General features: G+C 52.6%; 27 protein-coding genes. 5 read left to right on the top strand and 22 right to left on the bottom strand.

Annotated features, from left to right (window positions below; genetic code table 11):
* Nucleotides 1–20 precede the first annotated feature (20 nt).
* The 8 genes from KIH86_RS06040 to KIH86_RS06005 form a co-directional block, all read right to left on the bottom strand.
* Nucleotides 21–632, bottom strand: coding sequence for a 2-oxoacid:acceptor oxidoreductase family protein (locus KIH86_RS06040; protein WP_223081813.1), 612 nt, complete (start codon nucleotides 630–632; stop codon nucleotides 21–23).
* On the bottom strand, nucleotides 616–2409 hold the full coding sequence (locus KIH86_RS06035) for an indolepyruvate ferredoxin oxidoreductase subunit alpha (RefSeq protein ID WP_223081812.1): 1794 nt from the start codon (nucleotides 2407–2409) through the stop codon (nucleotides 616–618). The genes KIH86_RS06040 and KIH86_RS06035 overlap by 17 nt, the downstream gene beginning before the upstream one ends.
* Nucleotides 2406–3446 (bottom strand): 3-oxoacyl-ACP synthase, encoded by a 1041-nt coding sequence (locus KIH86_RS06030; protein ID WP_223081811.1) that lies wholly within the window; start codon nucleotides 3444–3446, stop codon nucleotides 2406–2408. The genes KIH86_RS06035 and KIH86_RS06030 overlap by 4 nt, the downstream gene beginning before the upstream one ends.
* Before the next feature lie 26 nt (nucleotides 3447–3472).
* Nucleotides 3473–4213 carry an acetoacetyl-CoA reductase gene (phbB, locus tag KIH86_RS06025; protein WP_223081810.1) on the bottom strand — a complete coding sequence of 247 codons (741 nt, stop codon included), beginning with the start codon at nucleotides 4211–4213 and terminating at the stop codon, nucleotides 3473–3475.
* Nucleotides 4214–4239: 26 nt separating this feature from the next.
* Nucleotides 4240–5415, bottom strand: a complete 1176-nt coding sequence (locus tag KIH86_RS06020; RefSeq protein WP_223081809.1) for an acetyl-CoA C-acetyltransferase — start codon at nucleotides 5413–5415, stop codon at nucleotides 4240–4242.
* A gap of 105 nt (nucleotides 5416–5520) precedes the next feature.
* Nucleotides 5521–6216, bottom strand: a complete 696-nt coding sequence (locus KIH86_RS06015) for a helix-turn-helix transcriptional regulator (protein ID WP_223081808.1) — start codon at nucleotides 6214–6216, stop codon at nucleotides 5521–5523.
* Nucleotides 6217–6431: 215 nt separating this feature from the next.
* A complete protein-coding gene (locus KIH86_RS06010) occupies nucleotides 6432–7022 on the bottom strand; it encodes a GNAT family N-acetyltransferase (protein WP_223081807.1) in 591 nt (196 codons plus the stop codon).
* A gap of 24 nt (nucleotides 7023–7046) precedes the next feature.
* Nucleotides 7047–8192, bottom strand: a complete 1146-nt coding sequence (locus KIH86_RS06005) for a YARHG domain-containing protein (RefSeq protein ID WP_223110347.1) — start codon at nucleotides 8190–8192, stop codon at nucleotides 7047–7049.
* 336 nt (nucleotides 8193–8528) lie between these two features.
* On the opposite strand from KIH86_RS06005, the gene KIH86_RS06000 reads away from it, so the two are divergent.
* Genes KIH86_RS06000 through KIH86_RS05990 form a run of 3 tightly spaced genes read left to right on the top strand, consistent with a single transcriptional unit; the run spans nucleotide 8529 to nucleotide 11104 of the window.
* Entirely contained in the window at nucleotides 8529–9518 is a 990-nt protein-coding gene (locus KIH86_RS06000) for an ABC transporter ATP-binding protein (RefSeq protein ID WP_235775285.1), read from the top strand.
* Complete coding sequence (locus KIH86_RS05995) at nucleotides 9515–10318, top strand: ABC transporter permease (protein WP_223081805.1); 804 nt, start codon at nucleotides 9515–9517, stop codon at nucleotides 10316–10318. Before KIH86_RS06000 ends, KIH86_RS05995 begins: the two co-directional genes overlap by 4 nt.
* 3 nt (nucleotides 10319–10321) lie before the next feature.
* Nucleotides 10322–11104, top strand: a complete 783-nt coding sequence (locus KIH86_RS05990; protein ID WP_223081802.1) for an ABC transporter permease — start codon at nucleotides 10322–10324, stop codon at nucleotides 11102–11104.
* A 4-nt stretch (nucleotides 11105–11108) separates the two neighbouring features.
* Here KIH86_RS05990 and KIH86_RS05985 read toward each other — a convergent pair whose 3' ends face one another.
* The 11 genes from KIH86_RS05985 to KIH86_RS05935 form a co-directional block, all read right to left on the bottom strand.
* Complete coding sequence (locus tag KIH86_RS05985) at nucleotides 11109–11339, bottom strand: DUF6199 family natural product biosynthesis protein (protein WP_223081800.1); 231 nt, start codon at nucleotides 11337–11339, stop codon at nucleotides 11109–11111.
* A 306-nt stretch (nucleotides 11340–11645) separates the two neighbouring features.
* Nucleotides 11646–12035 (bottom strand): hypothetical protein, encoded by a 390-nt coding sequence (locus tag KIH86_RS05980; protein WP_223110346.1) that lies wholly within the window; start codon nucleotides 12033–12035, stop codon nucleotides 11646–11648.
* A 270-nt stretch (nucleotides 12036–12305) separates the two neighbouring features.
* Complete coding sequence (locus KIH86_RS05975; protein ID WP_223081795.1) at nucleotides 12306–12989, bottom strand: HAD family hydrolase; 684 nt, start codon at nucleotides 12987–12989, stop codon at nucleotides 12306–12308.
* A 30-nt stretch (nucleotides 12990–13019) separates the two neighbouring features.
* Complete coding sequence (locus tag KIH86_RS05970) at nucleotides 13020–13424, bottom strand: NUDIX hydrolase (RefSeq protein ID WP_223081793.1); 405 nt, start codon at nucleotides 13422–13424, stop codon at nucleotides 13020–13022.
* Nucleotides 13421–13873: a DMT family transporter gene (locus tag KIH86_RS05965; RefSeq protein WP_223081791.1), complete on the bottom strand. Its 453-nt coding sequence runs from the start codon at nucleotides 13871–13873 to the stop codon at nucleotides 13421–13423. The genes KIH86_RS05970 and KIH86_RS05965 overlap by 4 nt, the downstream gene beginning before the upstream one ends.
* Before the next feature lie 11 nt (nucleotides 13874–13884).
* A complete protein-coding gene (locus KIH86_RS05960) occupies nucleotides 13885–14583 on the bottom strand; it encodes a Crp/Fnr family transcriptional regulator (protein ID WP_223081789.1) in 699 nt (232 codons plus the stop codon).
* 61 nt (nucleotides 14584–14644) lie between these two features.
* The gene (locus KIH86_RS05955) at nucleotides 14645–15070 is read right to left on the bottom strand and encodes a DMT family transporter (RefSeq protein ID WP_223081787.1); all 426 of its coding nucleotides are present in this window, start codon (nucleotides 15068–15070) and stop codon (nucleotides 14645–14647) included.
* A 154-nt stretch (nucleotides 15071–15224) separates the two neighbouring features.
* The gene (locus KIH86_RS05950; protein WP_235775284.1) at nucleotides 15225–15626 is read right to left on the bottom strand and encodes a NusG domain II-containing protein; all 402 of its coding nucleotides are present in this window, start codon (nucleotides 15624–15626) and stop codon (nucleotides 15225–15227) included.
* A 72-nt stretch (nucleotides 15627–15698) separates the two neighbouring features.
* Entirely contained in the window at nucleotides 15699–16682 is a 984-nt protein-coding gene (gene ahbB, locus KIH86_RS05945) for a siroheme decarboxylase subunit beta (protein ID WP_223081783.1), read from the bottom strand.
* A gap of 15 nt (nucleotides 16683–16697) precedes the next feature.
* Nucleotides 16698–17699, bottom strand: a complete 1002-nt coding sequence (locus KIH86_RS05940; RefSeq protein ID WP_223081782.1) for a radical SAM/SPASM domain-containing protein — start codon at nucleotides 17697–17699, stop codon at nucleotides 16698–16700.
* Nucleotides 17700–17728: 29 nt separating this feature from the next.
* Complete coding sequence (locus tag KIH86_RS05935) at nucleotides 17729–18901, bottom strand: radical SAM/SPASM domain-containing protein (RefSeq protein WP_223081780.1); 1173 nt, start codon at nucleotides 18899–18901, stop codon at nucleotides 17729–17731.
* 182 nt (nucleotides 18902–19083) lie between these two features.
* Between KIH86_RS05935 and KIH86_RS05930 the strand changes: the two genes are divergently transcribed.
* On the top strand, nucleotides 19084–20064 hold the full coding sequence (locus KIH86_RS05930; RefSeq protein WP_223081778.1) for an aldo/keto reductase: 981 nt from the start codon (nucleotides 19084–19086) through the stop codon (nucleotides 20062–20064).
* Between the two features lie 13 nt (nucleotides 20065–20077).
* Here the strand turns inward: KIH86_RS05930 and KIH86_RS05925 are convergent, their stop codons facing one another.
* The gene (locus tag KIH86_RS05925) at nucleotides 20078–20962 is read right to left on the bottom strand and encodes a LysR family transcriptional regulator (protein WP_223081776.1); all 885 of its coding nucleotides are present in this window, start codon (nucleotides 20960–20962) and stop codon (nucleotides 20078–20080) included.
* A 156-nt stretch (nucleotides 20963–21118) separates the two neighbouring features.
* On the opposite strand from KIH86_RS05925, the gene KIH86_RS05920 reads away from it, so the two are divergent.
* Nucleotides 21119–21856 (top strand): SDR family NAD(P)-dependent oxidoreductase, encoded by a 738-nt coding sequence (locus KIH86_RS05920; RefSeq protein WP_223081773.1) that lies wholly within the window; start codon nucleotides 21119–21121, stop codon nucleotides 21854–21856.
* On the opposite strand, the gene KIH86_RS05915 is transcribed toward KIH86_RS05920, so the two are convergent.
* Together KIH86_RS05915 and KIH86_RS05910 are read right to left on the bottom strand one after the other, a co-directional pair.
* Nucleotides 21778–22032: a P-loop NTPase family protein gene (locus tag KIH86_RS05915; protein WP_223081770.1), complete on the bottom strand. Its 255-nt coding sequence runs from the start codon at nucleotides 22030–22032 to the stop codon at nucleotides 21778–21780. The genes KIH86_RS05920 and KIH86_RS05915 overlap by 79 nt on opposite strands.
* Before the next feature lie 269 nt (nucleotides 22033–22301).
* The gene (locus tag KIH86_RS05910) at nucleotides 22302–24110 is read right to left on the bottom strand and encodes an LTA synthase family protein (RefSeq protein ID WP_223081767.1); all 1809 of its coding nucleotides are present in this window, start codon (nucleotides 24108–24110) and stop codon (nucleotides 22302–22304) included.
* Between the last annotated feature and the right edge of the window lie 75 nt (nucleotides 24111–24185).

The raw sequence follows: 24185 nt of genomic DNA, 5'->3' as shown, positions 1-24185 counted from the left end.
TTCATCACCTCATCTGGCAGTTAGTATGCTGTCGTTCTTTCAAATAACTGTCTCCCATATTCAAAAGCTCTCAGATTCAATTGAAGATACGAGGGAGAAATATTGTTCTTAAGCAATTCAATCAAGCTCTGGATATCCAGCTCCATCTGTTCCGCGAGCACAGCCAAAGCGATCATATTGCGCACACGGTTGAACTCCGGATCGGCCCGGTCGATTTCCGCATCGTCAATAAACCGGACCGGGAAACCTAATCGTTGAATGGATTCGCGTGCGCTGCCCTGAACATCAGCCTGAAGCCTCGTATTGACCGTTGGCGGACTCAATTCATACGTGCTGCTGATAATCCGTCCCTCCTTCTTCAGATAATGCGCATTGCGCAGCGTCTCGATCTGTTCAAAAGAAATGAGCGCCTCTGCTGTACCGAATGGAATAAGCGGAGAGTAGATGCGTTCTGTCGAGTACCTGAAATGGCATTCAACGCTCCCTCCCCGTTGTCCAAGTCCCATTACATCCGAGATTTTGATCTCGTATCCATGATGGGTGTAGTATTCGCCGAGTATTTTGCCGAACAGGCCGATTCCCTGACCTCCCAATCCGCAAATGAGGTAACTTCCTTTATCCGGAGCGCTCATAGCTTATCGCCTCGCTTTTGCAGGCTGCGGCGCATAATTTGCAGCCAACGCACAGATTTTCGTTGATTTGAATCTCTTCGCCCTGATCCGTTGCTTTAATTTCCAATGCGAGACAACCGAGCTGCAGACAGCTTTTGCAATGAACGCATTTGCTCTGCTCAATATGCCCGGATACGGACCGATCCGGCTTGATTTTCAACAGACAAGGCTTCTGCACGATGACGACCGCGCTTCCTTGTGAGTTGACGGCGCCAAGCACCGCAGCTTCCAATTCCTCAAGATCATAGGCATCAACTGTATGGATATCACGAATTCCGATCGCCCGGCACATCTCGGCAATATTCAGACGATTCTCCGGATTATAATGGGCTCCGAAATCGCCGGAAGGAAGGCTCTGGCCTCCCGTCATCGCAATGCATTGATTATCTACAATAATGACCGTGGAGTTAGCCGAGTTGTAGACCATGTTGATCATCCCGTTAATTCCGGTCGCCCAGAATCCGCCATCCCCTATGACCGCAACATACTTCCGCTCTCCATGTCCCTGATTCATCACGTTAACACCGTGGGCCATCCCGATGGAGGAACCCATATGCTTCGCGTTATTGAATGCGCCAATATGCGGGAAGACGCCGATCCCGCCGCAGGTCACATCGGTTGAAGCCTCGATTCGATGCTTCTTCAGAATGTGATAGACGAATAAATGGGAGCAGCCGGCACAATTCATCGGCAGACGGAAGGGAACATCCTGGATCGGGTGTACGCTGACTTCGGTTGAACCCAGCTTCTCGGATATCAGTTCGGGGCTGAAGCATGTGGATTCCGGAAATTTGGGGAACAGGCTCTCCCCGATGACATCGAAGCCAAGGCTTTTGATCTCCTTCTCGAGGAATACATGACCGTCTTCAATGACATACAGCCGGTTAACATGATCCGCAAGCCTGCGAATCAGTCGCTCCGGAAGCGGATAGACCAAGCCGAGCTTCAAGACCGAAGCCTCCGGCAGCATTTCCTTGACATAGCCATATGGCACACCTGCGGTAATGATTCCGATATCACTGCCGTTTAGTTCAAGCACATTCACCGGAAGGTCTGCGGCTTCTTCCTTGAGGCTTCGCAGCGCCTGGGCAAAATCATGATCAAACCGGCGAACCTTGGCATTCGAGGAGTTTGCCATGCCGATCATCATCGTGCTTGCCAGGACGCCATAATAGCTGAACTTGTATTTCTTGCGGAATGCCTTCTGGTATTGGTAAGCATCGTCGATGTCCACCGTGCTGCGTGTCTTGCATGTGATGGAAGTCAGACGGATAATGACCGGCAGACTGAGCCGTTCACTGAGCTCAAATGCAAGCTTCATATATTCCAGAGCTTCCTGGCTGTCTGACGGTTCAAGCACAGGAACCCCGGCGCTGTCCCCGTAATGACGGCAGTCATTGCAGTCATCGCTGATCCGTCCGGCATCATCCGATACCACGAGCACCAGCCCCCCGTTCGTCTGGGCCTGGGCCGCGGACATCAGCGCGTCATGAGCGACATTAAGCCCGACGGTCTTCATGACGGCATAGCTTCGATAGCCGGCAAAAGAAGCTCCCATCGCAACCTCCAGAGCCACCTTTTCGTTCGTTGACCACTCTGAGTAGATTTCAGTGTATTTCCTCATCGTCTCTTCAATCACTACCGTCGAAGGGGTTCCCGGATAACCCGTCGCCATACCGGCTCCCGCTTCATACGCGCCCCGTGCTATCGCTTCATTCCCGGTCAGAATGGCCTTCATCCCGTTTCACTCCCCTTCCTTACGCTTGAAGCGCTGCCCCATCGGATAACCGAAGCAGCCCATATAAACCCGACTCCTGCCGCCGTCATGACAACGGTGCTTCCATCCTTGACTCTTCCCTCAGCAATCCCGAGCTGTAGAGACAGAATGGGATCATTTTGCCCGAGGTGGCCGTACTCATCGAGATAAGTGGATTGATCTTCGGTCAAATTGAACTCGGACAGATAGTGATGATGTGAAGATTTAGGAAGATGCAGAATAGCCAAATAGTCGATATCCCGGTCACTCTTCCCGGACTTGAACAGCGCCTCGCGGATAACCGAGATAAAATTAGGCACGGTTTTCGCTTTTAGCCGCTCCTTGAAATTGACCGGATCTTTTACGGTGAAGTGCAAGCCTTGCAGCTCATGCTCCTTCGGCGGCCAGTGCTTGGCACCGCCATATTCCACCACACAATCGTCGGCGAAGCTCCCGTCGCTCTTAAACGCGGTTGCCAAAATCACGTTGACCGGCGCATTCTTCTGTATAATTAGCGCCGAAGCTCCTGCCGCTACATCGACAAGAAAAGAAGTTTCCTTGCACTTCAGATCAATCAGATCACTGTCCCGGTACCCGCTTACGAGCAAAATTTTGGTGTATTCTTCGTTGGCCGCCAGCAATGAGCGCGCAATTTCCATAGCACAGATCATGGAGCCGCAAAGCGCCGACATGTCGAATGACCAGGCGTTGAAGGCATTCAGCTCGCTGGCGATTTTGGTGCCGGCAAGCCAGGACATATAGTCTTTGTGCTGGCCCCCTGCCCAAATCACCACATCAAGTTCCGAGGGTGACAGTCCGGAATCGGCCAGAGCCGTTTGTGCCGCCCTGACACCCATATATAGCGGCGTTTCCTCTGAGACGGCCATCCGTTTTTGCTTAAGACCGTATTTCTCCACAATGACCGATTCCGGGATGCCCGACTGGTCAGCCAGCTCCTTGGCCGTAACGATCAACTCCGGCACATATGTTCCGAGACCGACAATGCCGCAATGACTCATACAACTCACCCGCCTTATCGATTTAATCAATACATGTGCAATCCTCCATTCACGGAGATGATCGAGCCGGTGATGTAATCCGCTCCGCCAGTTGTGAGAAAATAGACGACTTCCGCGATCTCTTCCGGTCTGCCCAGCCGTCCGACCGGAATCTGTCCAATAATATCGTCGAGAATATTCTTCGGAATGCTCGCCATCATGTCCGTCTGGATATAGCCGGGTGATACGGTATTGACCGTAATATTTTTATTCGAAACCTCCCTTGCCAATGATTTGGTAAAACCGTGCGCACCCGCCTTTGCAGCCGCATAGTTGGTTTGTCCGAACTGTCCTTTCTCGCCATTGACCGATGAAATATTGATGATGCGGCCGTAATTCCGATTGAGCATCAGGGGCAGCACATGACTGGTGATGTTGAACAAGCTGTCCAAATTCGTTCTCAGTACGGCATCCCAGTATTCCTTCGTCATCTTCTTCAGGCTTGCATCTCTCGTTATCCCCGCGTTATTAACCAGAATGTCGATTTGCCCGTATTTCCGTTCAATATCCGCAACAGTTGATCGGCACTCTTCGTAATCCCCCACATCGCACACATAGCAATCCACGTTGGAATATCCTTCAGAAATCCGCGTATCCAGCCACCTAGCATTTCGCTCGGCATTTGTAGCGCATGTAATGACCCGGAACGAATTCGCAAGAAAGTTTTTGCAGATGGCCTCTCCGATCCCGCGCGTTCCTCCCGTAACCAAGGCAACTTTTTCGCTCATATAGGCACCCCTTTCAAGAGCATATTCTATCTTTCGAGCAGCATCGCAGCTCCCATCCCGCCGCCGATGCATAAGGTCGCCAGACCTTTTCGGGCATCGCGCCGCAGCATCTCATGCAGCAGCGTGACAACGATCCGTGCCCCGGAAGCGCCAATCGGATGACCAAGCGCAATGGCACCGCCGTTAACATTTACTTTTTCGGTATCCCATTGCATCTCCCGGTTGACCGCGATGGCTTGAGCCGCAAAGGCTTCATTCGATTCGATCAGATCCAGCTCCTGAACGTCCCACCCCGCCCGGGACAGTGCCTTCTTGCTGGCCATAATGGGACCCGTGCCCATTAATGAAGGGTCCACACCGACATTGGCGTATCCCGCGATTCTCGCCAAAGGTTTAAGCCCCAGTTCATGAGCCTTCGTCTCACTCATTAACAGGACGGCAGCCGCTCCGTTGTTAATGCCTGATGAATTACCGGCAGTAACCGTACCGTTCTCTTTGAATGCCGGCTTCAACCTGGATAGTACCTCCAAATTTGTGCCCGGCCGTGGAAATTCATCTTTATCAAAGAAATGAACCGTGCCTCTTTTTTCAATCTGAATCGGAATAATCTCTCTGGCAAACCGTTCATTTTGAATCGCTTCATTCGCTTTGGCCTGTGAATGGACGGCAAATTCGTCCTGCTCTGTGCGGGAGATCCGAAACTTCTCCGCGATATTCTCCGCAGTAATTCCCATATGGTAGTTGCCAAACGCATCGCATAAGCCATCCTGAATCAGACTGTCCACTAGCTCCCAGTTGCCCATTCGCTGTCCCTTCCGGGACTTATTCAGAATGTGCGCGGCCATATCCATATTCTCCTGTCCTCCTGCGATTACAATGTCCGCATCCTGGCAGCTTATGGCTTGTACACCCAATTGAATTGCCTTAAGCCCCGAACCGCACACTTTGTTGATCGTATAGGCGCGTGATTGATACGGAAGACCGGCTTCATAGGACGATTGCCTGGCCGGATTTTGCCCACATCCCGCTGTCAGCACATTGCCTAAAATAACTTCGTCAATTTCACCAGCCTTAAGGCCGCTTCTCTCCAAGAGTCCTCTGATAATTGCACTTCCAAGGGTGGTCGCTGAAGCTTCAGAGATTACCCCGCCAAATGCTCCAATCGCTGATCGCACCGCCGCAACGATAACAACATTCTCCATGCACCTCAGTCTCCTATCCATATAAAATTTTTTTCTAAGCCCTATTTTACCTTTCATTTCCAGTCGCCGAATCACCCTGTACAAACAAAAAAAGGGTGAAATTTCTCACCCTTTGTCACTGCTTTCGATATTAATTTGTGTGGCTTTCTCAATCATGCTGTCGATCACGGACAGGCAATGCTCCAGTGAATTCACATCCAGCTTTCGGTATATGCTCTTGAGATGACTCTTCACGGTGTTCGGCGATACCCGTAAATGGTCCGGAAGCCGGTTAATCGATTCTCCGGATTTCAGATGGTATAAGACCTCAATCTCTCTGGGTGTCAGCCCTTTTTGATTGTCGAGAATAAGCGCTCCGAAAAAGGTAAGCCTATCCGGCTTTAGCTTTCGGTCCATCCTGAGCAAAGCCGCAACATAATCGCTCACCAATTGGACTACAATTTTACAATGGTTGATCTTTTCATCTATTTTGAGTGAGATACTGACGACCCCTTTGAACTCTTCCATAAAATAGACCGGAGCCGCAATACAGGTCCACGATTGCAAGGCTTCCCAGGAATGTTCCGGACCGTTGACCACTTCCATTTGTTTGGATTTCAATACTTTTCCGACGGCGGTAACACCGCCATGTCCCACATTGGTTCCAAGCTTCAATCCATTCTCGAATAAGAACTGAACGGTCTCGATATCGGCGGTCAGATCAATCATGCAGCCGTTCTTGTCCGTCAAGCAGATGAATTTCTCCTTGGCCAGCAATTGCTCGAACACTTTCTTCAGAACGGGTCTGCTGCCCTGAATCAAGGAATGATTCTGCTTCAACAGCTTAGCTAACTGTGCTTCCGTTAATGTTAGTCTCGGTGGAGCGAAAATCCTTTTTCCTTCCATTAAGTACACAATAATCACTCCTCTACCCATGATTAATTGGGAGCCCCAGTATGAAACATATCGTCTATTTTTTGTATTCATTGTACTCCAATTGGAATTCAATGAATATGAAAAATAAGCTATCCGGATTATTATTTATGCGGGAAGCTTGGATGATTGAAAGCCTGAGACTCTGACTCGTCTTGTACAATCCCGTAGTAGACCCGATCGTCATACTCATCCAGATCCTCATAGTAAAAGCTCTGCCGAAGCGTCCCCTCATAACTCATGCCTGCTTGTTGCAGAACTCTGGCGGATTGCTGGTTTCTGCCCCGGTGGAATGCCTGAAGCCTGTTGAGACTGGTGTGGGAAAATGTATAGGCAATGACCGCGCGGAGCGCTTCGCTGGCATAGCCATTCCCCTGATAGCTTCGTCCGACGCAGTATTCGATATCGGCAAAATGATGCCGCGTGTCCACACTGCAAAAGGCAATCTGGCCTATACATTCCCGGTCTATTGTCCGGATCATCGCCCATCGGTAAAAGTCAGGCTCTGCATAAGCAGCCGTCCACTTCAGCAGCAGCTCCATGACCGCTTCCCTACTTTCATATGCCGGCTCGCCGTATTCGTGCTGCACCTTGGGATCGCCGATCCAATTGCGAAGCATGCTGTCGGCATCTCCGGTCTCAAAGGGCCTCAGCAGCAGTCTGCCCGTTTCGATTATAGATGTTGCTAAATGCATCGTTACTCCTCCTTAAGCCTTCCATTATCCATACAACAGCCGGCCATCCAGACAATCATCCAGGTAGCGATTCGTTCCGGACAGTTTGTCATCCTTTACGCGAATCCAGCCTATTGTTCCATCCTGTGTCCTAACCTTCCCAATCTCCTTGCCGTCGCCGCCCAGGAAATACACTTTCTCTCCGGGCTTGATCCAGCGTAAGATTTGCTGTGACCGGCTTCCGCTGTAAATCGGGAAGCGAAGCTTCGCGGTCCAGGGCGTGGGCGGTTCCATCGGGTAATAGTCGTTCGGAACCTCTTTCCAGACATGATTGCTGTTCAGCAGGTAATCCATCAGGATAAAGCGGCTTTGAAAATCATAAATCAGTTTGGAAGCAGTGACGTGGCCATGTCCATTCATGGAATCCGAGTTGGCGGTTAAGCCATCCAGTGTTCCCATAGGAAGCAGCCTGGCCCCGTCATAGTAATAATAGGTTGTGCTGCGATCAGCATCAGGGCCATAATTCTCAAAGGCAATTTCAAAATAAGAGTCGGAGGTGTCGGCATCTACGATTGTAAAATAGGTGGTGGCATACATTTTGGAGATACCGACTTCTAGCTTCAGATTATTTACATTAAGAGTCCACTCATCGCCAACTTCACCGTGTTTGTTGAATGCCAAGCGAATGTTCTCTTCTTTGCCGTCTCCATTGAGGTCAACTGCTGCTTGCAGGCGCCGGTATGTATCTTTATTATCGGGGTACCCCAGAACGTGGCTGTCTACATCCCACTCTTGATAGAGCTTGTTCTCCCTGTTGAACTGCTCATACTTCTGAATGAGCTGAATATTCTTCTTCTCCACATCCGTCAACTCGCCGTTGTGTGCAGAGTCGGGATGATACCAGGTCTTACTTCCGAAATAGGCCTTCAAATCCGCTCTAGTAAAAACATTACCATGTCTCGCCAGGATTTCGTTACGCGCCAGCTCCAAAATTCTGGCATCCACATTGGCCAGATTATCTGGCGTCAGAGGCTTCTGACTGCTGTCCGGGAACAGATAGGCTCTGCCTGGATTGGCTGCTACCGAGGTCTTGCCGCTCGCCGCAAGAGTTGGAATTGTTGCAGAAGCTGATGGCTTCGCGGCAACGGGGATGCCGCCTATATGCGACAGAAGCAGGATGGCTGCTGCCATCATCAATTTATGATGCCGAAATATCACGGAGTAGGATTCATTCCTTTCATATGTAAACAAGCATTACTATTTATTCAACGTTCCCCGGTCGCATCCTTCCACCATTTGGAGCCTCACATTCTTCAACGACATATGACACAGCTGATGAAAAAGTGAAAATAACACAAAAAAACGACATTTTCATGTCGTTTGGGTGTTTTAGATAGATTTTAAGCAAGGGGTCGTATCCCCGACCTTTATGATATTAGTATAAACGGCCGGAAAACATAAGTCTAGTCTTTTTTTGGGAATTCCGTTATATTCGTTCATGCCAAACAATGAAACGGAGGTATTCCATTGAGCACACCCCTTATAGAATTAAATGGCATCCGCAAAACCTTCAAGGTTGCCGAACGCTCCGCCGGCACTCTTGCAGCAGCCAAAGCGCTGCTCCACCGGAAGCATCGGCTCGTAGAAGCGCTGAACGACATCAGCTTCACGATTCAGGAAGGCGAAATCGTCGGCTACATCGGCCCGAACGGCGCGGGTAAATCAACAACCATCAAGATTATGTGCGGCATTCTGGTTCCAGATGGCGGCAGCTGCAAGATTCTGAACCGCACCCCATGGAAGGAACGAACCGCCTATGTCGGACAGATCGGCGTTGTGTTCGGACAGCGCTCCCAATTGTGGTGGGATGTGCCTGTCCTGGACTCCTTCGAGCTGCTGCGGGATATTTACCGCATACCGGAAGCCCGATACCGCAGCAACCTGTCCATGCTGACGGAGACGCTGTCACTCGAAGAGCTGCTGCGGGTGCCGGTCCGGCAGCTCAGTCTCGGCCAGCGGATGCGCTGCGAGATCGCCGCGTCGCTGCTGCATGATCCGAAGATTCTGTTTCTGGATGAGCCGACAATCGGCCTGGATGCCGCCAGCAAAATTGCAGTCCGGCAGTTTATCAAGACGATCAACCGCGACAAAGGCGTGACCGTCATTCTCACCACCCATGATATGAATGACATCGAAGCGCTCGCGGACCGGATTCTGATGATCGGCAAGGGGTCTCTGCTGTATGACGGCTCCCTTCAGGAGCTGAGGCGAAGATATGGCAGCAGGCGGACGGTTACTGTGGATTTTCTGGAGAGCAGGCAGCAGCCGCAGATTCCACTGGCCTCCCTTCATTCCTGGACTCCGGAACAGGCGGTGTTCAGTTACGACAGCGGACAGCTAAGCCTTGCGGAGCTGATCGCAGCCGTATCGGAAACGGCGGAAGTCCGGGATGTGTCGGTGGAGTCGGCCTCCGTGGATGAACTGATCCTTCAGCTATACCGGGAGCACCGGATATGAGAGCTTATTTAGCAGTAGGGAAACTGCGATTTGTCATGGGGATGCAATATAGGGCCGCCGCAATCGCCGGGCTGCTGACCCAGTTCTTCTTCGGTTTCGTCTTTATTATGGTATATGAGGCGTTCTACCGCTTCAGCGGCGGGACGCAGCCGATGAGCCTGCAGGATGTCATCACTTATGTGTGGCTTCAGCAGATGTTCCTGAACCTGATTGCGCTTTATTTTCGCGATACGGATATTTTTCAACTCATTACCGGGGGAAATATTGCTTACGAGCTGTGCAGACCATGCGATTTGTACGGCTTCTGGTACGCCAAGCTGCTCGGAACCCGCATATCCGCCGCCCTGCTCCGAACTCTGCCGATCCTGGTCATTGTTCTCCTGCTGCCCGCGCCCTATGCGCTGCATCTTCCGCCTTCAGGCCCGGCCTGGCTGCTGTTCGGAGTGTCGCTGACGCTCAGTGTGCTGCTCGTCTGCTCCATTTCCATGCTGATCTACATTTCGATCTTCTGGACGATGTCGCCTACCGGCTCGCTTCTAATGATCGCCACAGCAGGTGAATTTTTCGCCGGTATGATCATTCCGATACCGCTGATGCCGGACTGGATGTCGGTGGTTGCCTATGCTCTGCCATTCAGATGGACGGTCGACTTTCCGTTTCGGGTCTATACGGCGAACATCCGGGCAGACCAAGCCCTGATCGGGATTGGCATTCAAGTGATTTGGCTGGCGGCTCTGGTCGGTCTTGGCTTGTTTCTTCTCAAGCGGGCTCTACGGCAGGTCGTCGTGCAAGGAGGGTAAATCATGAGGTTGTATTTCAAATATATGTCCATTCTGCTGCGTTCCCAGTTGGATTACAGGGCTTCCTTCTGGATGCTCTCGCTGGGGCAGTTCTTTATTCCGTTCTCAGTATTCGCCGGTCTCTATTTCATGTTCTCGCGCTTTGGCGGGATTCCGGGCTGGAGCTTCTATGAAACGGCCCTGATCTTCGGCGTCATTCATATGTCCTTCTCGCTGGCCGAGTGCCTGGTTCGCGGTTTCGACAGCTTCTCCACGCTTGTGTCGAGCGGAGAATTCGACCGGCTGCTGGTCAGGCCGAGGGGAACGGTCATACAGGTGCTTGGCAGCAAATTCGAATTCACACGCATCGGTAGAATGGCCCAAAGCGCTGTTGTGCTGGTCTGGGCCATTTTGAGTCTGCAAATTGCCTGGACACCGCTGAAAATCCTGACTCTCGTGATGATGGTCGCGGGAGGCGCATTGATCTTTGCGGGCATTTTTATTCTGAACGCTACGCTATGCTTCTGGACGGTTCAGGCTCTGGAAGTCGCGAACATCTTCACGGACGGCGGCAGGGAGATGGCACAGTACCCGCTGGACATTTATCGGAAGCCGGTAAAGCTCTTCTTCACCTTCATTATTCCGTTTGGCTGTGTCAGCTATTTGCCACTGCTCTCGCTGCTCGGACGGGCAAGCGGACATGCTCTTCTGTATGCCCTGCTGCCGCTGGCCTCCCTGCTGTTTATGCTGCCCTGTCTGGCAGCCTGGCGCTTCGGTGTCCGGCATTACCGGGGGACAGGGTCCTAAAGACTTAAGGGTGAAAATACGGCAGAAGCAGCAGAGTAAGTCCGATCAATGAAAAAATGCCGGTTCCGATGGCAGACAGAACAAAATAGGCGCGGGAGGGCTCCCGCGTCGCCTTCCAGCCTTGGGTGATCTTCCAAAAAAGGCGGGGCTTAATGGTAGCAAAAATGGCAGTGAACGTCCAGAGGACAATAAAGGCGGTGAAGGCAATCGACACCCAGTTTGTTTGTGACGACATGATGAGTATCCCCTTTTCTAATCGATGAATGGATTTTCAATAATTAGGCTCAAGGTAATTTGGATGAACACGCTGAAAAAAAACGCCAATAATATATAATTTTTCACATCTTAAATTTTCCCGTCCTGTATCCTTTCAGCGGAGAGGATCATGGTTACAACATTTACACAAATCATTAAGGTACAACTAAACATTTGACCAAGCCCTGTCATGACACCCTTTGAATATAGTTGCTTTCCTCTAAGCATTTGCTTGCTTCCTCCAATAGAACAAAGTAGTACTTGAGTATTTCCCTAATCGGATCAGTTAAGGATACATGTATCTTAAATACTCAGGATCAAAGAAATCGATGACAACCGCCTGCGACCCCGGATCATTAATCAAAGTGATGCCTTGCTCTGTCCACACATAACCCGGCAAATTGGAATTCGTGCTCGGCTTGCCTTTCCCATGCAGACGGTTAAGTCTTCGATGAAAATATTCCGTAAGCCGCTCCCGGGCATCCGGTTGTTCCAGTTCATAAAGATAGCTGGCTACGCTTAGCCGATTTTTCCGGTTCTGAGGAAAGAGGTAATACACTTCGGCATTTGGAGAGTACCGGGAATCCATCCTGTAAACAAGCTCTGCCATAACACCTTTCGAATCCTCATAATCGAGCGGCAGCGATTCTCGCGCCTTTACTTCCGCTTGGCTCATCCCCCACTCTACTTCCCGGAATGTGGGTAGGTCCGATTTGAAAGTGGTAAGCAGCAGCAAGGAAAGAAGTGCAATCGCCAAGTTAAATACACGCATGAATGACTAACCCTCTCCAGTTGAGTAGTAAAAAAAACCCATTACCATTAGCTAGTTTCGACACTACCCACATGTGTTCCTTCCAGCGGACAGATCATAAGAGAGCAAATAAAGAAAACCGCTATCCCATTGTATTCAGGATAACGGTTATGCAGCGTGCGCGGCTGATCAGCCCTATGTATGCGTAAGCAGTATGTTTAGTTCATCTAGCGATTTGACGGTATAGTCAGGCTGTACGTCATGACTCCATGTCCTCCCCAGCCGGTTGAGCCAGCAGGCGGACATCCCTTCCCGCTTGGCGCCGAGCACATCGGAAGGCGAATCTCCGATATGTAGAACCTCACAAGGGTCGACCTGGAAAGTTTGGAGTACTTTTTTGAACATGACATTGTCGGCATCATTCTTGTAGGAACGGTGATGCTCCGACATAAACACAGGAATCCCGAAGCTTGTGCAGAACCCCGGCATCATCGCTTCATCCGCATCGCTCACGACGCACATCCGGTATTTGCGGCCCATATCCTCCAGGAAAGAGGCCGTTTCCGGGTACTGCTCGGACAACGTATGTTCTCTGAACAAAATATCCACCGCAGACGAAACGTCAAAATCGATCCCAAGCTTCCCGAACAAGGAAGCGAAGCTGCGTCCGTACACGTCGCTCATCAGGTTGAAGACGCCCGGGGTTGTCGTTGCATTCCAGTGGATGTGTAAGTGCTCCTGCAGCATTTCGGCGTATTGACGCGCGGTTTCCGCCTTGAATCGATCCAGCAGAATCGGTCTCCAGATATGCTCGGTCCGGCTGTTAACATTGACAAGCGTCTGGAACATGTCCAGACTGATAACTTTGAAATCGGCCACGAGGTTCCTCCTCCCTCTTACGATTCCATTTTATGACAAGAGACCTTCTTCATGCAACCGGTCGAAGATCAACTGGCTGGCAGTTGATACTTGATCCCGATTACCATAAGTCAGCCAAGCCAGCTCTTCGATCTCGGAAGCCTCTTCCAAACTTCCTTCATAATCTGCGGTATAGCACGCAATAGACACGACGGTTCCTGCCGCCTTGCCGTGAGCCTCCGCCGTAAACGTTCCGTAATGCGCGATGCTGCCCGGCACGATCTGTACCGACAGCTCCTCTCTAACCTCGCGAATTAGCGCCTCTTGGTCGCTTTCGCCGGGCTCTCTTTTGCCCCCAGGGAGATAATACAAATCCTTCCCCTTGGAGCGGGCGCATAGCAGCCGTCCTTGATCCAGGCGAATCCAGGCGATTTTATCAATTACATTCAAGCTCATGCCGTCTGTTTCTCCCTTCCTCCCAATTTGAATACGAGAATTCCGCCGATAATGACTAGCACTCCGATCAGCTGCTGAAATGTAAACGGCACCTTCTCCAGCCCCATCAAGCCAAGCGAGTCCCAGAGCAGCGCACAGCCGAGCTGGGCGGTAAGCACGACGGAAACAGCGTAGGTTGGGCCTAACATACGGATGGACAAGGTCAGGCAGATCACAACGCCAACGCCGATCGCTCCGCTGATCCAATACCAGGGTTTCATATGACTGATCGAGAACAGTCCACCCCCCTCGAAGATAATACCGAACAAGAACGAAGCCGCGAACCCCATGAAGAGGACAAGTGTCGTCGTGGACCAGGAGCCTGTATGTTCATTAACTTTACTGTTAAAAATCGTCTGCAGACTGACCAGCGATCCCGCCAGTATGGCGAGCAGCAATCCCTGAATCATGTTGATTTCTCCTATTCGTAAATATTGTTGTCGGCAATCCGGCTGAGCCCCTCCCTGTCCTTCACCAGAAGGAACCCTTTGCTGCGGATAATCAGACCGTCCTGACACATCTTGCGGATGGTCCGGTTCAGATGACGGTAACTGGTGCCGATCAAATTGGCTACATCGGTTAAGACGAGCGTGCTCAGCTTGCCCTGGTACCCCGGGTCCGATTCGTCGTATGTGACGGACAGCAGATAGCTGGCCAGACGAACTTCCACCGGATACAGCAGGTTAAAGCGAAGCGTGTTGTTCTTCTGATAGAATTTGCGGGTGATAACATCCAGCAGAAAATTAAGCAGCGCCGGGGAATCCTGCCCGTATCTATGCATCAGCCGGTAAGGAACGCCGATCATTTGAACGGGGGTCACCGCTTCAACCGTGTTCATGATTTTGATGTTCTGAACGTACTCGATGTCCCCGATCACTTCAACCGGCGTGGTGAAATTCAGTATAAGCGACCGGCCTTCCGGCGAGGTGGTGAACACCTTGATCTTTCCCTTGACCAGTATATACAGCGTCTCCGCATCATCGCCCTGGGAGCAGATCATCTCTCCCCGTTCAAAATCGTACAAAGTCATGGAGGACTTCAGCTGCTCGTTAAAAATATCCTGAAATCCGTATTGGCTCATATAGGCCTGAAGCTGCGCGGAATCTTGTATTTCCTTCATTTGTCGCCTTCAACTCCAAATGTGAGTAGTCTTCCGCCTGTATGGCGTTCTTCCCATCGTATCAGAATTTCAGGATGATGACACCCGCGACCATCATGCCGAGTCCGATGAACTGCGGCAGCTTCATTTTGCGCTTCAGGACGCCGAACCATCCTTTTGTATCGATCAAAAATGTCAGCAGCAGCTGAGCGATCAGCAGGGCGGATACCGTCAACGTTACGCCGACGCCCTTAATCGCCGTTACCTCGCTGAAAATAATAATCGCTGCGTAAGCCCCTCCCGTGATGTACAGCGGCTTGACGCGTTTGGCCCACCCTTTTTTGCGGTCGCGGACAAACAGCAGAATCAGCAGTGACAGGAGAAAGCCGGTCAGCTGCGTAATCGTCGCCGCCTGCCAGGTCCCGATATCCCGGCTGATTTGAGCGTTCGCCACCCCCTGCAGCGTTATGCAGGCGCCACCCAGCAGAGCCAATAATAATCCCCTCATGGTTGTCTCTCCTTTATTTATCCTCTGCTCTTATTAAAATCGATCTTAAACCTGACGTGAAGGACATATGTCCTCAATATGCAAGAAAACGGCCTTCCGCATCATTCGCAGTCAGCTAACAGCTGCGTATGATGCAAAAGGCCGAATATGCGTCTTATCCAGGATGGACGACAGCGTCGATATCATCCTCCGAAGGCTGCCGATGAGGGTTGTATACTTCCACATATACCCGATTCGGGATGCAAATGATCTGCTGATACGGCTTTGATTTGAAGCCCATGTCCAGAGCAATCGGCTTCGGGGCGTCCGATTGCACCATCTGAATCCCGTAATTATACACTTTAAGCGTATTATGACCAAATTTCGTATCAATATGAATGTACTGCGTATCCTTCGTAAGCGGAACGTCCCGATACAGCTTGCCGTCAACCATTATTTTGGCTGAAAGCTCACCGGGGCGGTACTCGCTGTGATCCATTGTCACCCATCGAATTCCATAAATCGATCCGGCTATCAGCAGCCCGATCATTATGATCAACAAGTCTCCGCGTTTCATGATGTTCACGCCTCATTCCCATTCTTAACAACTCCGCCGACGTGTCAATTTCAATCATGCTCCACAGCCGCGTCAGATTGTAAAGCTAGTCTTCTTCAATTCTGCCGTACTGAACAGAAGCTCGTACCTCCCGATGCCTTCCTTCAAGGCAAACCGTTCGGCAACAGACCTGACAAGCGTCTCACCTGTGCCGTGAATCATGGCGTACAGATTGTACGGCCATTCGGGATAGGCCTGGCGCTCATAGCAATGGCTCACTTCCGCATAACTGGCCAGCCGGCTTCCCGCCTCCTCCAGCAGCGCTTCGGGAACCGCGGCAACGAACAGCCCGTTCGCCGTGTAACCGGCCTGCCGGTGCATCAGAACCGCAGCGATCCGTTTCAGAGCGCCGGCGGATTGAAGCCGATGCAGCCTTTGGAGGACTTCCTCCGAACCGCATCCGATGCGGGCCGAGATTTCGTCAAAGGGATGTTCCGAGAGCGGGAGACTTCCTTGAAGCTCACGGATAAGTTCCCAATCTCTATGCTCCCAGTGTACATCATCTGACGGATGAAGCAACGGTTTACTGGCTGAACCGCACCTCTCGGCGTCCGCAGCATGTTCCTCCATATTCAGAAATACCCGCAGCTTGAACACCCGCTTGGTAGGGAAAGCATAGATCCGGGTGTGTCCGGCGGCTTCCCCAATCTCGCGCAGAATGTCTATCCGTTCTGCCTCATAACGTGAAGACAACGTGAACCACATATTCAGCCGGTTTCGGCGGCGGTAGTTATGCGTGACACCCTTAAACTGGTTCACCACAGCCGTCGTGTGGGCGAAGCAGGATTCGTCCACCTCCATCGCATACAGACAACCCCGGTAACCGAGCGCGGACGGATTGAACACGCCGCCGATCCGGCGGATGAATCCTTCCTGCTTAAGCCGCTCCAATCGATCCCGAATGTCTTCAAATGGAAGCTGAAGCTCGTCCTCAATACAGTTCCAGGGCCGCTTCACTAGCGGAAGCCCGATCTGAAGACGGTTCAGCAGCTTTTTATCAGCCAAATCCAAAGGCATCGTCCGCCCTCCCTTCTATAGCGCCAGGGCTCTTTTGTAGCACCAGGGTTCTTCGGCCATCAGATTGCCGCCGCTATAGTAGAAGGAACGGGCCCGACAGCCTCCGCAGATGCCGACATCCGGGCAGGAGCCGCAGGCTCCTTCGTACTCTTCGAAGTTCCGGAGGCGATGAAAGACAGGGCTTTCTTTCCAGATCGTATCGAAAGACTGCTCCCGGACATTCCCCGCTTTGACGGGCAGATAAGGGCAGACATGAACGTCCCCGTCAGGCAGGATGGAGCAATAGGCAACACCGGCGAGACAGCCTCGCGTGTAACGCATCTCAAGCCCCATCGATTTCGCGAGCGGCATGAATTGGGGAGCACAGGTCGGTTTGATCTCAAGCGGCGACGATTTCTGCAAGGACAGGACATTCCGTAGAACCGAGTAGTACCGATCCCGCTTCAGACTTTCCTCTTCAATCTGTATGCCCCTGCCTGTAGGCACCAGGAAGAACGGATGCAGCGACGCAACCTTAAGCTCTTCCGCCAGCTTGGCTACCTGCTCGAAATGATCCGTGTTCTCTTCGGTCAGCGTCATATTAATCTGCACGCGAAGCCCGGCCTCTTGGGCATACTTAATGCCCTGCACCGCCTGCTGCCACCCTTCGGAAGCATTGCGGAACCGGTTGTGATGCTCCGGATCGGCGCTGTCGAGACTGATGGCAATGCCGCCGAGTCCCGCTCTCTTAAGCTCGGCAGCCAGGCCCGCCGTCAGCAGCGTGCCGTTGCTGCCAAGCGCCGGGCGAAGCCCCGACGATGAGGCATAAGCAACTAGTTCGGTGAGATCCTCGCGGATCAGGGGCTCCCCGCCGCTCAGGATGAGCAGCCGGAATCCGGCATCGCGAACCTGCGTGATCAGCAGCTTGCCCTCCTCCGTGCTCAGTTGGGAATCAACCGGCGAATCGGGACCCGAATCGCGGTAACAGTGTTCACAATACAGATTGCAGCGTTTGGTGACATTCCACGATACAAGCATCTTGGATCAGCCTTTCTGTCGAAGATTGGTTAACCAATTCCGATTTCCCGGTCGCTTAAATAGCAGGAAGGATCTTCTCCCCACAGATCGCCGGTGGCAGTTGCCCGCGCCCGGAAGTTGCCGTTGCAGACGTCCAGCCAATTGCATTCCCGGCATCTGCCTTGCAGCAGCGGTTTCCGGTCCCGGAGACCCGCCAGGAGAGGGTGAGAGGCTTCCCGCCAGATTTCGCTGAATGCGCGCTCTCGAATGTTTCCTACCGCTTCATCTCTTGTGAACTGATCGGCATATACGTTGCCGTTCCAATCGACGCAGCCGATCGCGATACCGGAACGGTTGCCTCCGTTGCGGCGAAGCAGGTCCAGCGCCTCGGCTGCGCGATCCGGGTCTTGCTCCATCATCCTCTGATAAATATAGATTCCGTCGGCATGATTGTCCACCGTTAGCAGTTCAGTCTTGCGCCCCTTCGCATGCAGCTCTCTCGCCTTCGCCATAATGCGGTCCAGCGCGCTGCGCGACTGTTCATGGGACACGTCTTCCCGCTGGAGTCCGCTGCCTCTGCCGGAATAGACCAGATGATAGAAGCAGGCGCGTGGAATATTCTCCTGCTCGATCAGGTCAAGAATGCCATCCAAATCGTCATACGTATGCCTGCTTATGGTGAACCGGACTCCCACCTTCTGTCCGATGTCCAGACAGTTGCGGATGCCGGAGAGCGACCGCTCGAAGGCGCCTCTCCGCCCTCTGAATTCGTCATGCCGCTCCGCCAGGCCATCCAGGCTGACACCGACGTATCCGGTCCCGGCATTTTTCAGCTTGTTGGCGATCTCCGGAGTAATCAGCGTTCCGTTCGTGGAAATCACCGGTCGCAGCCCCTTATCGGAGGCATAAGCGATCAGCTCCAGCACATCTTTTCGCATAAGCGGCTCTCCGCCCGAGAACAGCAGTACAGGCGCACGAAAAGTCGCCAAATCCTCAATAAACGCTTTCGCTTCTTCTGTCGTCATCTCATTCGGTCCGGATGCGGGACAAGCCTCGGCATAACAGTGCTTGCAGCTCAGATTGCAGGCTTGCGTCGCGTTCCATACGACAACAGGCCCTCTGCCCGCCGAAACGCCGTGGGGTCTTGCGTCCCGCCTAGTGGCGTACCGCAGATCGTCTCCTTCACCCTTCATACCGGTAAGCAGCTTCGTTACATTGATCATGGAAGGTCCTCGCTTCGTTGGAGTATAAACAATCCTGAACATTATACATGAATTGTAAATTAAAGGGTATGCGTTTTCTATCAGGCACGTCCTGAACTTGCACCTCATCCGCAAAACTTGCACCTCATTGCTAGCGGAGCTACACTGTGTTCGAAACCATTTAGCAGCAGAGGAGGATGAATATGCAATATGCGAGACTCGGCAGCACCGGTTTGGAGGTATCCAGAATCGTCCTGGGGTGCATGAGCTACGGGGAACCGGGAAGAGGCAACCACGAATGGACACTGAGCGAGGAACAGAGCCGGCCCTTTATCAAAAAAGCGCTCGATCTCGGCATCAACTTCTTCGACACGGCGAATGTCTACTCGGACGGCACCAGCGAGGAAATCGTCGGCAGAGCCTTGAAGGATATGACAAGCCGGGACGAGGTTGTTATCGCCACCAAGGTCCACGGGCAAATGCGCAAAGGGCCGAACGGCGGCGGCTTGTCCCGCAAGGCGATTCTGTCGGAAATCGACCACAGCCTCCGGCGGCTCGGGACAGATTACGTGGATCTATACCAGATTCATCGCTGGGACTACGATACCCCGATCGAGGAAACGATGGAAGCCCTGCATGATGTGGTCAAGGCAGGCAAGGCCCGCTATATAGGAGCCTCCTCTATGTATGCCTGGCAGTTCCAGAAGGCGCTGTTCACCGCAGAACGCCACGGCTGGACCCGGTTCGTCAGCATGCAGAACTACCTCAACCTCCTCTATCGGGAAGAGGAACGCGAGATGTTGCCGCTGTGCGAAGCCGAGAACATCGGCGTCATCCCCTGGAGCCCGCTAGCTCGCGGCAAGCTGACCCGCGACTGGGAGGAGACAAGCTTCCGTTCGGAAACCGATCTGTTCGGGAAGACGCTGTATACGGCAACGGAAGAAGCTGACCGCAAGGTCGCCGGAGTTGTGAAGGACATCGCGGAGAGTCGGGGTCTTCCCCGCGCGCAGATCGCATTGGCCTGGGTACTCCAGAAGAAGCCGGTAACCGCACCGATTGTCGGTGCGACCAAGCCGCATCATCTGGAGGATGCCGTGGCGGCACTTGACATCCAGCTCACGGACGATGAAGTCCGCCGCCTGGAAGAGCCATACGTGCCGCACCCGGTAATGGGCTTTAAATAAGACCGTTCAACGTTCACCAGGCTGCAAGCTTCTCCTTAAGGACATGAATGAAACGGTAGCCGACCGGCTTGAGCTGATCCAAGGAGATGCTGCTTAATATGCCGAAGGTCATCTCAACCAGCCCCCCGGCGACCTCTCTTATCACGGTTCCAGCCGGAACAGGATCGACGGTAATCCTCGGAACGAGTGCCATTCCCAGACCCTCGGCAACGTACGCCTTTAGAGCCGTCATGCTCCCGATCTCCATCGTATCGGGAGCAATGCCGCCGGCTTCCCGCAGAATAAGCTCCAGCTTGCGGCGGTAAGGACATGTATCGGACGTAATCAGCAGACGGTGTCCCTCGAAATCCTCGGGCGACAGCGTTTGGCGTTCCTCCAGCGGATGCCCTTCAGGGAGCAGCATGACGAACTCCTCGCGGAATAGGGGTTCGAAGTGGAGCGTCTTCCCGGTATCAGGGGCTGAGCAGAGCGCCAAATCGAGGTCGCCCCGCTGCAGCAGCTCGCTGAGATGGGGCGTATTGCCGAACAGCAGAGAGAATTTCACGTCCGGATATTGGTGCGTAAATGCGCGGATAACGGATGGCAGGCGATAGCTTGCCGTCGGTTCCGTTACGCCAAGCCGGAGATGGCCGGAGCTGCCTTGCGCAAGCCCGGCCATCTCTTCTTCAAGCCGCACCATGTTCTGCAGAAGATGTCTGCTCCGTTCCGCCAGCAGCCTGCCTGCTTCGGTCAGCCGGATGCTCTTCCCCCGTTCGAAGAGCTGCATCCCCAGCTCCGACTCCAGCTTCTGCATCTGCATGGTAACGGTAGATTGGGCGTAGCTCAATTCTTCGGCAGCCCGAATGAAGCTGCCATGCTTCACAATCTGATGAAAGGTATGCAGCGCGCGTAGATCCATAATAGCTCCTTTTTAGATCAGTAATGGTGTTTAGTTCACTTTTTTTGAACCATTACTTTAGATAATTCAATTATACACAATGACGCTTCAGCGCTACAATTATTGTTGCAAGCAGCAGGCATCACCTAATCATGAAGACTAAAGGAGAGATGAAGAATGGAATTACGGGGCCTTACAGTTCTGGTCACTGGCGGGGGGACAGGAATCGGCAGAGCCGTCTCGCTTGAGCTTGCCCGGCGCGGAGCGTCGGTCGGGGTTAATTATTCCAGATCGGAAGCCGATGCGATCGAGACGGTAAGTCTGATCCGGTCAGCCGGAGGAACGGCAGAGACGTTCAAGGGAGATGTGTCACAGGACGAGGAAGTGCGGAGCATGACGGCAGCCGTCATCCGGCGCTTCGGAACCGTCCATGCGCTGGTGAACAATGCAGGAATTACCCGGCATATCCCGATGAATGATCTGGAGGCGGCGACGGAGGAAATCTGGGATGAGCTGCTGGATGTCAATGTCAAAGGCATGTTCTACTGCGCGAGGGCCGCTGCGCCCTACCTGAAGACAAACGGCGGCGCAATCGTCAATGTAGGCAGCATCGCGGGAACGACCGGTCTTGGTTCTTCCCTGCCTTATGCGGTTTCGAAGGCTGCGGTGCACGGCTTGAGCAAATCGCTGGCCCGCGCGCTGGCTCCAAGGGTACGCGTCAACTGCATCGTGCCCGGCGCCGTAGCGACCAGATGGTGGTCCGGCCGGGAGGAACAGATGAACCGGCTGGCGCCGCAGCTGCTGCTGGAGCGAATATCGGCTCCCGAAGACATTGCTCAGCTGATCTGCGCCACATTGGAGCAGGAAGCGATGACGGGCCAGATCATAACGGCGGACAGCGGCCAGACGCTGTGAGGCGCCCGCCATGCTTCCGCTTGCTCCAGCCAGCCCATCTTCTCTGCGCCATTCGGTCCGAGCAGCACCATAAGACTGCCCTCTCTTATGCAAAATGTCAGATCATCCACAGCCTTCTTGCCCTTGTATTCTTTATCTACATGTTCCAGCTCGAATACCGGCTTCAATCCGCTCACCCGTTTGATTTCTTGAATTAAGCATTATGATTTCGGGGTTTTTCCTGAATTCATGTTTGTCATGACATGGGGATGACAATTGTCAGGTATGCTAAAAAAAATAACCCCACAGAAGTGAGATCTTGAGTGGGGCATTGAGTGAGGTCCTGAGCGGGGTTTTGAATGAGGCATTGAATGATGTCTTTTGAGTAGGGTCTTGCCATGAGCCATGACGTACAAAAGGCCGCCCGCCAATTTCTGGCGGACAGCCTCATAACAACCGGAACAGCTCAGAACAACAAATCCTTCGCGTAATCCTCGCCCTCAAGTATATCGTACTCGACAAGACGGTAATCGTTCAGCAGTTCCTGCTGCTCGGACGATAATCCGGATACAATTTCATTGGCCGATCCGATCAGCACGTTCTTGCTGAGTCCCGGAAGCTGGCTGCGAACTTGATCCAGCAGCTTGTAGTAGGCGGGCATTTCCTGACCGGTCATGCGGAACACCTCCGGACCGATGAAGGCCGGACTCATTGTGCCGACAGGCTGCTTGCCGATATCGAAGTTGGCCAGATAGAGCAGCTTCGTTTCATGCTTCTCTCTCGGACTCTTATCCCAGCCCGCCTGGGTGTATATATCGGAGGATAAGGCAGGGAGATGATCGCCCCAGAATACAACAACGGTGGGCCGCTCGATGCTCTTTAATTGCTCCGCCAAATAGGCGAGCGCCTGATCGGTCAGCTTCGTATCCTGTACGTATGTCTCCAGTTCATCCTTCCGCTCTGCCGCAACTCCGTCCACGGTGACGGTTGTTGGGCCGTTCAATCCCTTGGTGAACGGAAAATGATTCTGCATGGTCACCAGGTGCAGGAAGGTAGGCTGATCGCTGCTCTTCAACTCCTGTACAGCTTCTTTGACAGCGGCCATATCGGAGATATATCCGCCGGGCGTCAGCCGCTGGGCATCGGACAGATCCTTGTCGCTGGTGAATTGGTCAAATCCGAGTACAGGGTATACCTTGTTGCGGTTATAGAACGTTTCGTCGAACGGATGAAGCGCCAGCGTCCGGTAGCCCTTGTCCTTCAGAATGCTGACAACGGAAGGCATCGAGGACATTTTGACAATGCGCTGCTGATAGGGAATCGAACCGTCGTTCAAAAAATACATGGACAGCCCGGTCAGCGCCTCAAACTCCACATTGGCGGTATTGCCGCCGAACTCGGGTGACAGCAGAAAGCCTGCCGGTGTCTTCTTCTGCTCCGCATGAATGAATTGCAGCGGGTCCTCGCTGAATGTATAAGTTTTGAGCCGTGTCGGATCAAAGAATGCCTCGTCCATCATGAACATGATGTTGGGACTCTCCGCGACTGCTGACTTGCCGGCAGTTGCGCTTACGCTGCTGTATTTTTTCGCAATAGCCTCGATTGCCTCCCGGCTGTACCCATCTGGCTTCTCCATCAGATTCTGCCGCAAATTCCCCGCAAAAGCATACAGAAAGCCGTTCTGTGTATAATTAACCTTCTGGTTCCAGTAAATATTCTGGTAGTTCAAAGAGGTCGCAAATGTGGACTGGCCCCCGACCATTGCCATGAATCCCGCGATCACAGCAACCGAAGACACCGTGAGAACTGCCCTGACAGCCAGCCCCGCCTTGATTCTCGGCAGCTTGCGCAAGACATAGACGACGACCGCCACCACCGCAACCGCGGCGATAATCATCAGCGGAGATATCATTCCTTTGGTAATCTTGGCCATCTCGCCCGCGTTCTTCAGCAGCATCAGATCCCACGGAAACAATGGCTCTCCGGTAGTATCCAGCTTTTTATAATCGGCGACGCCCAGCACGAATATGATAATGAAAGCAATGAACGGCCCCGCATACATGTTCGGCATTACCGAAGCAAAAGCCAGAAGAATAAAGAAAAAGAAGAAACTCCCCGTAATATAGAGCAGCGGATACTCCGTAATCCAGTTCAGGACCCGGACGAAATCCAGATCGAAGGATGCCGTCTGCATGATGAAATTCAGCAGGAACCCTCCAACCAGACAGATCAGCAGCATCATTCCAAGCCGTCTGCCAGGTAAAAAACGACGCATATGAATCCTCTCCCAAGAATTGTTGGCTAAAGGTCCAGTATACGCCGCTTATCTTAAAAAAATATGAAAAAAGTT

It is taken from the genome of Paenibacillus sinensis, assembly GCF_019904155.1.
Taxonomy (GTDB): Bacteria; Bacillota; Bacilli; order Paenibacillales; family Paenibacillaceae; genus Paenibacillus_AQ; species Paenibacillus_AQ sinensis.
Note: the sequence above shows the minus strand (reverse complement) of the source record. Positions and strands in the feature narration are given on the sequence as shown.